Raw genomic sequence first — 12,561 nt, 5'->3', positions numbered from 1 at the left:
GGGTCCGGAGCCGGGCCCGGCGTCGTCCCGCGCTGTGCCGGGGGCCGGGACAGGGCCGTACCCACCCGACGCGTCCGGCGTTCGAGGACCGGGTCCGGAGCCGGGCCCGGCGTCGTCCCGCGCTGTGCCGGGGGCCGGGACAGGGCCGTACCCACCCGACGCGTCCGGCGTTCGAGGACCGGGTCCGAGCCGGGCCCGGCGCCGTCCCGGGTGTCAGGCGCCGCGCTTGGACCTCGCCTTGAAGGCCGCCTTGCGCGCGTCCTTCGCCATCTTCTTGTCGCGGTGGAGCCGGCCCATCGCCTCCAGAACGTCCGCCGTGGCCGGGTGGTCGACCCGCCACGCCGCGTCGAAGAATCCGCTGTGGCGCCCGACGAGGCCCTCGACCAGGTCCTGGAGCTCCTCCACATCTCCGTCCGCGTCCAGCTGCGCCGCGATCGTGTCGATGGCGAGCCAGAAGATCATGGACTCGGGCGGCGCCGGCACATCCGCGCTGCCCCGCTCGGCGAGCCAGACACGGGCGAGCCCGCCCAGCTCCGGGTCGTCGAGGACCTCACGGACGGCCGGTTCGGCGTCCGCGCCGACCAGCGCCAGGGCCTGCTGGCAGTGCAGCCGTCGCAGGGGCGCGCCGGCGTCCTCCCCGCGCGCGGCGGTGAGGAGGTCGCGGGCCGCCCCGACAGGGGTGCGCAGGGCGAGCCACCGCACCGTCTCCGCCCGCGCCGACATCTCGGGGTAGTACGCGACCCCGTCGAGCAGCGCGACCGCGTCCTTGTCCGCGAGGTCTCCTACGGCCGGCGCCAACACGCCCGCCTCCAGCATCCGGGCCCTGACCCCGTACAGCCCGAGCGGAGTGAGCTTCACCATCCCGTAGCGGGTGACGTCGTCCTCCTCCCCGGCGGACACGGACGGGGCGGACTCCGCGCCTTCCTCGACCATCAGGGCCTCGTCGACCGGCCGGTACTCGACGAGACCGATCGGCTCCAGCAGCCGGAACTGGTCGTCCAGCCGCATCATCGCGTCGGACACCTGCTCAAGGATGTCGTCGGTGGGCTCCCTCATGTCGTCGGGCACGATCATCGACGCGGCCAGGGCGGGCAACGGCACCGCCCCTTCCCCCGCCCCGCCCTCCGCGACGGTGAGCAGGTAGAGGTTGCCGAGGACGCCCTCGAGGAACTCGCTCTCCGCCTCGGGGTCCCAGTCCAGCGCCTCGAAGTCGATATCGCCGTCCTCGCCGATGACGTCGGTCAGATCGTCCAGCAACGGCGCGATCGCGTCGGCGAACACGGCGTCGAAGGCGTCCTGCCAGAGCGTGAGCACGTCCTGCGGGCTGCCCCCCGTGATCAGGGTGAGGTTGCCGCCCGTGGCGACCGTGCCGTGCTCGGCCCGCTCGTCCTCCGGGTCGACGACCTCGACGAGTCCCGTGTCCACGGCAATCCGCCATGCCTCGCTGGCGTCCGCGGCCCCGTCCTCGTCCGCCGTGAGCCCCAATGCCGCGGCGGCCGCGGGCAGTTGCTCCTCGATGAGTTCTCCACCCGCCCCGACCCTGGTCTCAGGTCCGGCCCAGCGCGCGATCCGTACCGCCCTCGCCAGCAGCGGCGCGCCGAGCGCGTCCCGCGCAAGCTCCGCGTCCGAGTGCAGCCTCACCGGCGGCATGGTGGGGCGTGCGGCGGGGCGGTCTCCTGGCATCTGGCGGCTCTCCTCGACTGTGCGCGTACTGGTCTGTGTGGCTCGGTTCGCCTTCGGGGCGCTCCGGCCCCGTCGACGGTCGATCGTGCTCGGTCCCTCGCTCCTCGAGCCCTCCGGCCGCGCGGCGGTAGCCGCACATCGATCGCGGCCTCCCTTCCGGCAGCGGCGCGCTCCTTCGGCTCCTCGCGCTCGGGGCGGCCCCCAGCGTAGACGCATTTCACCCGATGCCATCCGGTTCATGTACTCGTCAACCGCCGTACACCCGGCGCCTCTTGACAAGTGGCGTGCTCTGCCAAGAGATTGACGCGCGTAGATCTTATAAGCCACCCCCAACCCTCACTCGGAGTTTCCGTCATGCCTTCCATACCGAGACCTGCCGCCGTCGCGGCCGTCGTGGCCACCGCTCTGGCCGCCGGCCTGCTCGCCGGCTCCTCCTCGGCCGCGGCCGACGCCGACACCACGGCCGGCGTGCGCGTTCACGACATCCAGGGCACCACCCGTACCTCCCCCCTCGTGGGGCAGCAGGTCAAGGACGTCGAGGGCATCGTCATCGGCGTGCGTACGTACGGCTCCTCCCGCGGTTTCTGGATCCAGGACCCGCAGGCGGACAACGACCCGGCCACCAGCGAGGGCCTCTTCGTCTTCACCGGCGCCGCGCCGACCGTCGCCGTCGGCGACGCCGTGAAGGTCTCCGGCACGGTCGGCGAGTACGTCCCCGGCGGCCTGAACTCCGGCAACCAGTCACTCACCCAGATCTCCAAGCCCACCGTCACGGTGGTCTCGTCCGGCAACGCGCTGCCCGCGCCGGTCACCATCTCCGCCCGGTCGGTGCCCTCGGCGTACGCGCCCGAGGGCGACCCGGCCGCCGCGAACAGCATCAACGCTCTGCCGCTGAAGCCCGGTTCGTACGCGCTGGACTACTACGAGTCGCTGGAAGGCACCAACGTTCAGATCGGCACCTCGCGTGTCGTCGGCGCCACCGACCCGTACCACGAGCTGTGGGTCACGGTGAAGCCGAGGGAGAACGCGACCCGGCGCGGCGGTACGCTCTACGGCTCGTACGCCTCCCAGAACACGGGCCGGCTGCAGATCCAGTCGCTGATCCCGCTCGCCCAGCAGCCCTTCCCGAAGGCGAACGTCGGCGATGTGCTGACCGGCACGACCGAAGGCCCGCTGGACTTCAACCAGTTCGGCGGCTACACGATCACGGCACGCACCCTCGGCACGGTCACCGACGGCGAGCTGGAGCGCGAGAGCACCCGTGCGCAGCGCCGCGGCGAGCTGGCCGTCGCCACGTACAACGTGGAGAACCTGGACCCGTCCGACCCGCAGGAGAAGTTCGACGCGCTGGCGAAGGCCGTCGTCGACAACCTCGCCTCGCCCGACATCGTCGCCCTGGAGGAGATCCAGGACAACACCGGCGCCAAGAACGACGGTACGGTCGCCGCCGACCAGACGATCAAGAAGTTCACGGACGCGATCGCCGCCGCCGGCGGCCCGGCGTACGAGTTCCGGACGGTCGACCCGGAGAACAACAGGGACGGCGGCGAGCCCGGCGGCAACATCCGCCAGGTGTTCCTCTTCAACCCGGAGAGGGTCTCCTTCACCGACCGTGCGGGCGGCGACGCGACGACCGCGACCGGTGTCGTACGGGAGAAGGGCCACGCCGCCCTGACCCTGTCCCCCGGCCGGATCGACCCGGCGAACGCCGCCTGGGAGAGCAGCCGCAAGCCGCTCGCGGGCGAGTTCGTCTTCCGTGGCCGTACGGTCTTCGTCATCGCCAACCACTTCGGTTCGAAGGGCGGCGACGAGGGCCTGACCTCGCACCACCAGCCGCCGGTCCGCTCCTCCGAGGCCAAGCGCCTCCAGCAGGCGCAGGCCGTGAACGCCTTCGTCAAGGACATTCTGAAGGCGCAGCGGAGCGCCGATGTCGTCGTCCTCGGCGACATCAACGACTTCGAGTTCTCGGCGACGACGAAGGCTCTGACGGACGGCGGCGCACTGTACCCGGCGGTCAAGTCCCTGCCGCGCAGTGAGCGTTACTCGTACGTCTTCCAGGGCAACAGCCAGGTGCTGGACCAGATCCTGACCAGTCCGTCGATCGGCGACTTCAGCTACGACAGCGTGCACATCAACGCGGAGTTCGCGGACCAGGACAGCGACCACGACCCGCAGGTGCTGCGTTTCCGCCCGTAGTCCCGTCCCGTCCCGTTCCGGACCGCTACACGCCCGTGCTCAGGCTGAGCGCGGGCGTGTAGCGCGTCACCCTGCTGCCCACGAGGCCCGGGTAGCGCTGGACGCGCGTCCACAGCTCCGTGCTCGAACCGACGCCGTCGCCGGGGGCTTCGAGCGCCTCCCGGTGGGCCTGCTCGCTCTCCCACTCGGCGTAGTTGAGGACACGGGTGCCGTCCGTGCTGAGGTGGAAGTGGGCGGAGATGCCGCCGGGGTGCGTGTGCGGGTCGCTGTCGAGTGCGGCGAACACCGCGTCGACCCAGTGCCGTTGCCGCGCAGGGTCGGGCCCGTCGAAGTCGGCCTCGACGATGACGACGCAGCCCGGCGCCGAGGTGTCGCCGGCTGCGCGCCCGCCGCTGCGGTAGGGCACGTACGAGCGGAGTCCGAGCCGCTCGATGCCGGGTACGGCGGCGTCGATCTCGTCGTTCCGCTCGTCCCGGAAGGTGCGGCGGAAGTCCTGGTAGGCGTCCTCGCCGGTCCACTGCGAGTAGTGGAGCAGCGTGGTGCCGCCATGGGACGTGAACACGCTGTACGAGAGCAGGCCCACGTCGGGCCAGTCGCGGCGTTGCCAGGCGCGTGCGATCGCCTCGACGGCGGCCTGCTGCCGTTCGGGCGTACCGACGTGCCAGCTGCTGACCTTGACGATGCCGACGCCGGGCCGGGCCGGGTCGGGGCGGACGGACAGTTGCACGGTCATCGGGATCCTCCTGTGAGCGATCATTCGGTCCTTCGATGACCATGCTCGAACTTCAACCTTGGTTGAAGTCAACCGTCTGCCGTCGCCCGTTCAGCCGGACGCACCGACCTCGTTGTCGGGGGCGCCGTCGCCGACGGGCGGGAGGTCACCCCGCTCGACCGGCGGCGCATCGGGCGCCTCCTCGGGGAGGATCCGGTCCAGCTCACGGTCGTCCGCGCGATGGGCGGACCCGGCCGCGGCGCGCAGGGTCGCACGGTCCACGGAGCGGTCGGCGGCGACCCGGACGACATGACCGTCCTCGGCGCGGGCGTACTCGTGGCGGCCGCCGGCCGTGCGGTACCAGGTCGCGTCGCCGTCCGCCTCACAGGTGACCGGAGCATCGCCTGCTGAATCGACGTGCGTGGAGCGGCAGTCGGCCTCGGTGAGGCTGCCGCGGTCGACGACCAGACGGACCTGGCCGCCACCCGGGGCCTGAACGTAGGTGCTCTGGAAACCGTCGTCACCGGACGGGCCGAGGGACTGCTTCGCCAGCTCGAAGCCGGGTATGTCGGTGACGTAGATCAGCTCCATGGCGGACTCCAGACTCCGGGCCCGGGCCTCCAGCGCGGCGCGGTCGGGGGCGGGCCCGTCGCCGGGCCGGTCGGAGGCCCGCTCCGTACCGCAGGCGGCGAGGACGAGAAGCAGCGGGAGCACGGCGAGACGCACAGTACGGATCATGCGCCCCATCCTGCCTCAACGACGAACACCCGTACGGTCGTTCGCGATGCGCGAGAGGTGGCCACTCCTCGCCACTCTTCAGTGCTGCTTCCCCTTCATCCCAAGGAGAACTAAGTGGACCTTCACGGTCGAGGCGGCAGACACTTCGGACATGACGACACCACCCTCACACCCACGCCCGCAGCCCTTCGGCCGCGCGCTCTGCGCGATGATCACGCCCTTCACCGCCGCGGGAGAACTGGACCTGGACGGCGCACGGAAGCTCGCCGCGCACCTGGTGGCCGAGGGCTGCGACGGTCTCGTGCTGAACGGCACCACCGGCGAGTCCCCCACCACCACCGACGCCGAGAAGACCGCGCTCGTACGGGCCGTGCGCGAGGCCGTCGGTGACCGGGTGAGCATCGTCGCGGGCGTCGGCAGCGCGAGCACCCGGCACACGGTGGAGCTCGCCCGGTCCACCGAGGCGGCGGGCGCCGACGGCCTGCTCGTCGTCACGCCGTACTACAGCCGCCCGCCACAGGATGCCGTCGAGGCGCATTTCCGGCAGGTCGCCGACGCGACCGGAGTCCCCCTGATGCTGTACGACATCCCCGGCCGTACCGGCACCCGCATCGAGCCGGAGACGATGCTGCGCCTCGCCGGCCATCCCCGGATCGTGGCCGTGAAGGACTGCGCGAACGACCTGCTCGGCAGTGCCAAGGTGATCGCCCGGACCTCGCTGGCCTACTACGCGGGCTCCGAGGAGCTGAATCTGCCGCTGTACGCGCTGGGCGGCGCGGGCTTCGTGAGCACGGTCGCGAATGCCGCCCCGGGCCCGCTGCGAGCGGTGCTCGACGCCTACGACGCGAGCAGGACGGCGGAGGCCGCCGGGCTCAACCAGCGCACGCTCCCGCTCGTCGAGCTGATGATGGCGTCGGGGCTGCCGGGCACCGTGACCGCGAAGGCGCTGCTCGACCGGCTCGGCCTGCCGGCCGGGCCGGTCCGGGAACCGCTGCAGCCCGCCGGCCGTGGGACGGCCGACGGGCTGCTGGCCGCGTACGAGGAGCTGGCTCGGTCCTTCCCCGCTCAGCCGGGCAGGTGAGACATGTCGAGGACCTTGGCATGCTCCAGGACGTCCTCGAGCGGATCATCGATCTGACCGGTCGAGATCAGTGCCACGGAAGGCGCGTTGTGCGAGTCGGTGTGCGTCTCGTCGGCGTACGCGACGCCCGACGGCTGCGCCACCACCAGCAGCAGCGTCGACGTTCCGAGTGCGACCCGCCTGATCTTCATGTCGGTTCCTCGCCTTGACTGTTCGTGTGGCTCTGTGTTCACCCGTTTATCCGTCCAGCGGGATCAAAGGTTGCGCAGAGTCATGCGAACGCGTCAGTTGTGGCTGTGAAGCACCTCGTTGAGACCGCCCCAGACCGCGTTGTTCGGGCGGGCCTCGACGGTGCCGGTCACCGAGTTGCGGCGGAAGAGGATGTTCGACGCGCCGGAGAGCTCACGGGCCTTGACGATCTGGCCGTCGGGCATCGTGATGCGCGTACCGGCGGTGATGTAGAGACCCGCCTCGACGACGCATTCGTCGCCGAGCCCGATCCCGACGCCCGCCTCGGCGCCGATCAGGCAGCGCTCGCCGATGGAGATGATGACGTTGCCGCCGCCGGAGAGGGTGCCCATGGTGGAGGCGCCGCCGCCGATGTCGGAACCGTCGCCGACGACGACACCCGCGGAGATCCGGCCCTCGACCATGGAGGTCCCGAGGGTGCCGGCGTTGAAGTTGACGAAGCCCTCGTGCATGACCGTGGTGCCTTCGGCCAGGTGCGCGCCGAGCCGTACGCGGTCGGCGTCGGCGATCCGGACACCCTTGGGGGCGACGTAGTCCGTCATCCGCGGGAACTTGTCGATGGACGTCACCTGGAGGTGCAGACCCTCGGCGCGGGCGTTGAGCCGCACCTTCTCGACGTCGTCCACGGCGACCGGACCGAGCGAGGTCCAGGCGACGTTGGAGAGCAGCCCGAAGAGCCCTTCCAGGTTCTGTCCGTGCGGGCGGACGAGGCGGTGGGAGAGCAGGTGGAGCCGCAGGTAGGCGTCGTGCGCGTCGAGCGGCTTGTCGTCGAGGGAGGCGATGACCGTACGGACGGCGACGATCTCGACCCCACGGCGGGCGTCCACGCCGACGGCCTTGGCGGCCCCCTCGCCGAGGGCGTTCACCGCCTGGTCGGGCGTGAGCCGCTCGGTGCCGGCCGGACCGGGCTCGGCGGTGAGCTCGGGGGCGGGGAACCAGGTGTCGAGAACGCTGCCGTCGCCGGCGATGGTGGCAAGGCCGGCGGCGACGGCGCCGGTGGCGCGAGGTGCAGTGGTGCTGTCGGGCGAGTCAGTCATATGGAGAACCTAACCGGCCGGGGCGGGCCGGGGCGAACCGGTCTCAGGTGCCGGTCGCCGCGCCGACGGCCCGTCCCCGGTGCGGGCCGTCGGCGCGCCTGTCAGATCAGGGCCGCAGACTGTGATTGTCGACGACGGCGGTCCTGACCAGGGCGCTGACGCGGACCAGAGTGTCCCGCGTGGTGATCTTGCCGTCGAGCTTGCCGCCGGCGAGGTACAGGGTGCGCTGACCCCGGTACTCGTACGTCTCGGGATCGAGCAGCAGTTCCTCCTGCAGGTTGTAGCTCTGGGCGAGGTTGGAGTCCGCCCAGTGGACGGCCGTGACTGGCCGGCCCAGGGCATCCGTGACGGGCTGCTCACGGATCTCCACATGGGGAATGGTGCCGAGCGCCCGGAACAGCGAGGCGCGAACCTTCGGCGGGATGTGGTCGACGTCCGAGAAGACGAGCATGATCCGCTGGTAGTTGGCCCTGTCGGCCCCTCCTTGCAGTCGGTCCTCGACGGGGATCACATTCCGCAGGGCGTGGAACAGCTTCTGCGGATCGTCGGGGAGTCGGGCGACCTTGGCCCGCAGACTCTTCGGAGTCCCCCAGTTCGCCTTCCCCATCACGGGATCGATCTTCCTGTCGGACAGCGTCCGGCGCTGCTTGCCACTGCCGTACTGCGTCCAGGTCTCGGTTTCGTGCGTCCAGTCCCCGAGTGGCCGTCCGTCCCTCGATTTCTCGGTGGTCGGGTTGAGATCGTTGACGAAGTTGAGCGTTGCCTGCCGCTCCACGGTCTTGCGGTAGATCCACTGGCCGTCCCGCGGCTCGGCAGCCATGCCCTGCTCTCCCCGGGGCCGAAGCGAATCCGCCTCCTGCCCGAGTTGGGTCGTCAGCACCGCCGCCGCCGTCACCGCCACCGCCGCGCCCACCGCCGCGAGCCTCCAGCCGGGACGCCTCCGCCGTGGGCCGGCGATCTCGTCCAGCAGGCGCTGTCGCGCCGGGGTGAGCCGGGCGTGGTCGGGCACGGGGGCATCGGCGCGGAGGTCCCGTACCGCCGTCATCTCATCCATGGCCGGTCACCTCGTGAAGATCGTGTACGAGCGTGGGGTCCGCGCCGCCGAGCGCCTCCCGTACCTTGCGGCGGGCCCGGCTGAGCCGGGAGCGGACCGTGCCCACCGGGATGGACAGCGCGTCGGCGACTTCCTGGTAGCTGAGGTCGGCCCAGGCGACCAGCAGCAGGACGTGCCGGTCACCGGAGGACAGCGCGGCGAGCGCGGCGGCCAGCGGGCCCGTCGTGGCCTGGGCCGACACCCTGGCGTCCGCGCGGTCGGACCAGGACTCGGCGACCGGGTCGTGGCCGGTCCGGGCCAGCGCCGTCAGGGCCCGGACCTCGGTGCGGCGCTGTTTGCCGATGAGGTTCGCGGCGATGCCGTAGAGCCAGGGCCGGGCGCTCGGCCGCGTGAGGTCGTAGCGCGCACGCGTGCGGAACGCGGCGAGGAAGGTGTCGGCGGTGATGTCGTCGGCCGCGCCGTCGCCGAGCCGCCGTGCGGCGTAGCGGTGGATGTCGGCGGCGTGCCGGTGATAGAGCTCGGCGAAGAGCTCGGGCCGTTCCAGGGACCGGGCGATCACCGAAGCGTCCTCGCCGGGTCCGTCGGGTGGGCCGTTCACGCGGTCTCCGTATCTGCTGTCGGTCGGGTACACCCCCTGTTACCCGCAGCCCGCGATCCGGTTCACGGCACGCGCGGCCCCCTCCCCTGCGCGAGGACGCGGGAGAGCATCTCGCGTGCGTACTCCTCGTCGTACGGCGTGTCCGTCAGCAGCACCTGGAGGCAGATCCCGTCCGTCAGGGCCACCAGCGCCCGTGCCGTCACCGGATCCGTGCGGCGGGCGAGGACTTCGGTGACACCGTCGGTCCACTCGGCCGCGACGGGGCGCAGCGCGGGGCGGCGCAGGGCGGCGAGGTAGAGCTCGTACTCCAGCTCCACGCCGGTCCGTTCGCCGCCGAGCCACTCCCCCACGAGCCGGGCGAGCTCCCCGGCGAGATCCCGCCCGGGATCGGCCAGGGCACCGGTTTCCCGCAGGATCGCGCCGAATCCCTCGTTCGCCTGCCGCAGTGCGGCGACCAACAGCTCGTCCAGCGAGGCGAAGTGATACGTCGTCGAGCCGAGCGGCACATCGGCCTCGGCCGCGACCGTACGGTGGCTCAGGCCCTCGATACCGGCGCGCGCGACGACGCGGATCGCGGCATCGATGATGCGCTGACGCCGCTCGGGGTCGTACCGGCGTCCCATCAGTGCGCACCCCCGAGATTGAGCACGACGACTCCCGCGACGACCAGCGCGATACCGGCGAGCTTCACCGGGCTCGTGGACTCGTTCAGGAAGACCATGCCGATCGCGGCGACGGCCGCGGTCCCGATCCCGGCCCATATCGCGTACGCGGTGCCGACCGACATGGTCTTGAGCGTCTGGGCCAGCAGCGTGAAGGCGAGCAGATAGCCGACGACGGTGAACAGCGAGGGCCAGAGCCGGGTGAAGCCTTCGCTGTACTTCATCGCCGTGGTGCCGGCGACTTCGGCCGCGATGGCGGCGGCCAGCAGTCCGTATCCCATGTGTACGAGCGTACACAACGATGGGTACGCACGTACATAGCGCTGGCATGCCCAGGCCAGCTACCGTGTCGGGGATCAGGTGGGGACGAGACGCGTGGGGGCAAGGCACATGTCGGACAACATGGGGTGGGGAAGTCAGCCGGGCCAGAGCCCGTACGACGGCGCGGCGGGCGCCCCGTACGGAGGAGCGCCCGGCGGACCGGGGCCGTACGGCGGCGGGCCCGGCGGCCCCTACGGCGGGGCTCCGGGATGGGGCGGCTGGGCGCCGCCCCCGCCGCCGAAGCCCGGAGTGGTCCCGCTACGGCCGCTCGGCCTCGGCGACATCCTGGGCGGCGTCTTCGCGACGATCGGTGGCTACTGGAAGCAGCTCGTCGGCATCGCGGTGACCGTGTACGCCGGCGCGGCGCTGATCGTCGGGCTCGCGCTCGCCCTCGCGTACAGCGCGGTCAGCGACCAGCTGAACCACTTCATCAACCTTCCTGAAGGGCAGGAGCCGACCTGGGAGGAAGGCCGTCCGCTGCTCATCGCCTTCCTGTGCGTCTGGGCGCTCGGCGTGCTGGTGCTGATCCTGGCGACGGCGATGGCGCAGGCGACCGTCCCGGCGATTCTCCAGGAAGCCGTGCTGGGCCGCCCGACCACCTTCGGCGCGGTCTGGCGCCGTGCCTGGGCGCGGGTTCCGGCGGTGCTCGGGACGGTGTTCCTCACCGGCCTGATCATGCTGGTCCCCCTCGGTCTGTTCATGGCGGCCTTCGTCGGCCTGATGATCGGGCTCCTCGTCGCGGGCACCGGGCCGCTCATCGTCCCGTTCCTCGCCTTCCTCGGCGCCCTGGCCGTCTCCCCGCTGGCCGTCTGGCTCTGGGTGAAGTTCACCTTCGCTCCGGCCGTCGCGGTCTTCGAGGGGCAGGGCCCGGTCCAGGCGATGCGCCGCTCCTGGGCACTGGTCACCGGCGGCTGGTGGCGGATCTTCGGCATCTCGCTGCTGGCTTATCTGATGGCCCTGGTCGCGGGCCTGGTGATCCAGCAGCTGGTCGAGATGGTGGCTACGGTGCCCGGCATCGTCAGCATGGGCGCCGGCAACGATCCGACCGTGTCCAGCGTCCTCGTCGGGATCGCCGGTTACCTCGCGTTCGCCCTGGTGGCCCAGTTGGTCAGCCAGATCATCTCGTCGACGTTCCCGCAGCTGGCGAACGGCCTGCTCTACGTCGACCAGCGCATCCGCAAGGAGAACCTGGCCCCGGCCCTCGCCGAGGCCGCGGGTATGCCGGGCCCGCAGCCGCCGGCCCCGCCCGTCAGTCCGTGAGCGACCGGGCCCGCCGCCGGGCCCCGAGCACGAGAAACGCGCGAGAAACGGCCATGCCCGCCGGTGTGCCTGGCGGGCATGGCCGTTTCGCGCGTTGCGACGCGGGACTCAGACGTTGAAGCCGAGCGCCCTCAGCTGCTCGCGTCCGTCGTCCGTGATCTTGTCCGGACCCCACGGCGGCATCCAGACCCAGTTGATCTTCAGCTCGCTGACGATCCCGTCGGTCGCCGCCTTCGCCTGGTCCTCGATCACATCGGTCAGCGGGCAGGCCGCGGACGTCAGCGTCATGTCCAGGGTCGCGATGTTCGAGTCGTCGATATGGATGCCGTAGATCAGGCCGAGGTTGACCACGTCGATGCCCAGCTCGGGGTCGACGACGTCGTACAGGGCCTCACGGACCTCCTCCTCGGAGGCCTTCGTGCTCGTCGGCGTCGCGGCCTCGGACGAGAAGGTCTCCTCGTCCGGCCAGTCCTTCTCCGCCGTGGTCTCCGGGTTCTCAGTCATGCGGTCTTCCCTTCGGACAGCGCCTGGGCCGTCGCGTCCTTCCATGCCATCCAGCTCAGGAGAGCGCACTTCACGCGCGCCGGGTACTTCGAGACACCGGCGAACGCCACCGCGTCCTCCAGCACCTCCTCCATCGCGTCGTCCGGCTCGATCTGTCCCCTGGACTGCATCAGCTCGAGGAACGTCGCCTGGATCTTCTGCGCCTCGGCGAGCTCCTTGCCGACGAGCAGCTCGTTCAGCACTGAGGCGGAGGCCTGGCTGATGGAGCAGCCCTGGCCCTCGTACGAGACGTCCTCGATGAGCGTGCCGTCGTACTTCACGCGCAGAGTGATCTCGTCGCCGCAGGTGGGGTTGACGTGGTGCACCTCGGCGTCACCGTCCCGCAAGCCCCGCCCGTGCGGGTGCTTGTAGTGGTCCAGGATGACGTCCTGGTACATCGAATCAAGCTTCACAGAGCGTCCCTCAG

At 71.1% G+C, this 12,561-nt stretch carries 14 protein-coding genes; 3 read left to right on the top strand and 11 right to left on the bottom strand.

Going from position 1 to position 12,561, the window contains the following annotated elements; all coding sequences use genetic code 11:
* Positions 1-213: 213 nt before the first annotated feature.
* A complete protein-coding gene (locus tag AC0699_RS05955; RefSeq protein ID WP_478656149.1) occupies positions 214-1,683 on the bottom strand; it encodes a hypothetical protein in 1,470 nt (489 codons plus the stop codon).
* A 354-nt stretch (positions 1,684-2,037) separates the two neighbouring features.
* Here AC0699_RS05955 and AC0699_RS05950 point away from each other — a divergent pair, with 354 nt between their 5' ends.
* Positions 2,038-3,879 carry an endonuclease/exonuclease/phosphatase family protein gene (locus AC0699_RS05950; protein WP_478656146.1) on the top strand — a complete coding sequence of 614 codons (1,842 nt, stop codon included), beginning with the start codon at positions 2,038-2,040 and terminating at the stop codon, positions 3,877-3,879.
* Positions 3,880-3,904: 25 nt separating this feature from the next.
* Here the strand turns inward: AC0699_RS05950 and AC0699_RS05945 are convergent, their stop codons facing one another.
* Both AC0699_RS05945 and AC0699_RS05940 read right to left on the bottom strand, forming a co-directional pair.
* Complete coding sequence (locus AC0699_RS05945; protein WP_478656144.1) at positions 3,905-4,612, bottom strand: antibiotic biosynthesis monooxygenase; 708 nt, start codon at positions 4,610-4,612, stop codon at positions 3,905-3,907.
* Between the two features lie 90 nt (positions 4,613-4,702).
* Positions 4,703-5,329, bottom strand: coding sequence for a hypothetical protein (locus AC0699_RS05940; protein ID WP_478656142.1), 627 nt, complete (start codon positions 5,327-5,329; stop codon positions 4,703-4,705).
* A gap of 151 nt (positions 5,330-5,480) precedes the next feature.
* Here AC0699_RS05940 and dapA point away from each other — a divergent pair, with 151 nt between their 5' ends.
* The gene (dapA, locus tag AC0699_RS05935; RefSeq protein ID WP_478656140.1) at positions 5,481-6,410 is read left to right on the top strand and encodes a 4-hydroxy-tetrahydrodipicolinate synthase; all 930 of its coding nucleotides are present in this window, start codon (positions 5,481-5,483) and stop codon (positions 6,408-6,410) included.
* Here the strand turns inward: dapA and AC0699_RS05930 are convergent.
* From AC0699_RS05930 to AC0699_RS05905, 6 genes are all read right to left on the bottom strand, one after another.
* The gene (locus AC0699_RS05930; protein WP_478656138.1) at positions 6,395-6,601 is read right to left on the bottom strand and encodes a hypothetical protein; all 207 of its coding nucleotides are present in this window, start codon (positions 6,599-6,601) and stop codon (positions 6,395-6,397) included. The genes dapA and AC0699_RS05930 overlap by 16 nt on opposite strands.
* Positions 6,602-6,694: 93 nt before the next feature.
* A complete protein-coding gene (dapD, locus tag AC0699_RS05925) occupies positions 6,695-7,696 on the bottom strand; it encodes a 2,3,4,5-tetrahydropyridine-2,6-dicarboxylate N-succinyltransferase (protein ID WP_478656135.1) in 1,002 nt (333 codons plus the stop codon).
* A gap of 106 nt (positions 7,697-7,802) precedes the next feature.
* On the bottom strand, positions 7,803-8,750 hold the full coding sequence (locus AC0699_RS05920) for a hypothetical protein (RefSeq protein ID WP_478656132.1): 948 nt from the start codon (positions 8,748-8,750) through the stop codon (positions 7,803-7,805).
* Positions 8,743-9,348: an RNA polymerase sigma factor gene (locus AC0699_RS05915; protein WP_478656130.1), complete on the bottom strand. Its 606-nt coding sequence runs from the start codon at positions 9,346-9,348 to the stop codon at positions 8,743-8,745. The genes AC0699_RS05920 and AC0699_RS05915 overlap by 8 nt, the downstream gene beginning before the upstream one ends.
* A gap of 62 nt (positions 9,349-9,410) precedes the next feature.
* The gene (locus AC0699_RS05910) at positions 9,411-9,971 is read right to left on the bottom strand and encodes a TetR/AcrR family transcriptional regulator (RefSeq protein ID WP_478656127.1); all 561 of its coding nucleotides are present in this window, start codon (positions 9,969-9,971) and stop codon (positions 9,411-9,413) included.
* On the bottom strand, positions 9,971-10,291 hold the full coding sequence (locus AC0699_RS05905) for a DMT family transporter (RefSeq protein WP_478656125.1): 321 nt from the start codon (positions 10,289-10,291) through the stop codon (positions 9,971-9,973). Before AC0699_RS05905 ends, AC0699_RS05910 begins: the two co-directional genes overlap by 1 nt.
* A 109-nt stretch (positions 10,292-10,400) precedes the next feature.
* Between AC0699_RS05905 and AC0699_RS05900 the strand changes: the two genes are divergently transcribed.
* Positions 10,401-11,591: a DUF7847 domain-containing protein gene (locus AC0699_RS05900; protein ID WP_478656123.1), complete on the top strand. Its 1,191-nt coding sequence runs from the start codon at positions 10,401-10,403 to the stop codon at positions 11,589-11,591.
* Between the two features lie 108 nt (positions 11,592-11,699).
* Here the strand turns inward: AC0699_RS05900 and AC0699_RS05895 are convergent, their stop codons facing one another.
* Both AC0699_RS05895 and sufU read right to left on the bottom strand, forming a co-directional pair.
* Positions 11,700-12,095: a metal-sulfur cluster assembly factor gene (locus AC0699_RS05895; RefSeq protein ID WP_478656121.1), complete on the bottom strand. Its 396-nt coding sequence runs from the start codon at positions 12,093-12,095 to the stop codon at positions 11,700-11,702.
* Positions 12,092-12,547 (bottom strand): Fe-S cluster assembly sulfur transfer protein SufU, encoded by a 456-nt coding sequence (gene sufU, locus AC0699_RS05890; RefSeq protein WP_478656119.1) that lies wholly within the window; start codon positions 12,545-12,547, stop codon positions 12,092-12,094. The genes AC0699_RS05895 and sufU overlap by 4 nt, the downstream gene beginning before the upstream one ends.
* Positions 12,548-12,561: the final 14 nt, after the last annotated feature.

The sequence above is a fragment of the Streptomyces sp. NPDC043870 genome, from assembly GCF_056435785.1.
Note: the sequence above shows the minus strand (reverse complement) of the source record. Positions and strands in the feature narration are given on the sequence as shown.

Coding starts and splice junctions, on each gene's coding strand:
- AC0699_RS05955 (WP_478656149.1), bottom strand. CDS start 1,683: ATGCCAGGAGACCGCCCCGCCGCACGCCCCACCATGCCGCCGGTGAGG.
- AC0699_RS05950 (WP_478656146.1), top strand. CDS start 2,038: ATGCCTTCCATACCGAGACCTGCCGCCGTCGCGGCCGTCGTGGCCACC.
- AC0699_RS05945 (WP_478656144.1), bottom strand. CDS start 4,612: ATGACCGTGCAACTGTCCGTCCGCCCCGACCCGGCCCGGCCCGGCGTC.
- AC0699_RS05940 (WP_478656142.1), bottom strand. CDS start 5,329: ATGATCCGTACTGTGCGTCTCGCCGTGCTCCCGCTGCTTCTCGTCCTC.
- dapA (WP_478656140.1), top strand. CDS start 5,481: ATGACGACACCACCCTCACACCCACGCCCGCAGCCCTTCGGCCGCGCG.
- AC0699_RS05930 (WP_478656138.1), bottom strand. CDS start 6,601: ATGAAGATCAGGCGGGTCGCACTCGGAACGTCGACGCTGCTGCTGGTG.
- dapD (WP_478656135.1), bottom strand. CDS start 7,696: ATGACTGACTCGCCCGACAGCACCACTGCACCTCGCGCCACCGGCGCC.
- AC0699_RS05920 (WP_478656132.1), bottom strand. CDS start 8,750: ATGGATGAGATGACGGCGGTACGGGACCTCCGCGCCGATGCCCCCGTG.
- AC0699_RS05910 (WP_478656127.1), bottom strand. CDS start 9,971: ATGGGACGCCGGTACGACCCCGAGCGGCGTCAGCGCATCATCGATGCC.
- AC0699_RS05905 (WP_478656125.1), bottom strand. CDS start 10,291: ATGGGATACGGACTGCTGGCCGCCGCCATCGCGGCCGAAGTCGCCGGC.
- AC0699_RS05900 (WP_478656123.1), top strand. CDS start 10,401: ATGTCGGACAACATGGGGTGGGGAAGTCAGCCGGGCCAGAGCCCGTAC.
- AC0699_RS05895 (WP_478656121.1), bottom strand. CDS start 12,095: ATGACTGAGAACCCGGAGACCACGGCGGAGAAGGACTGGCCGGACGAG.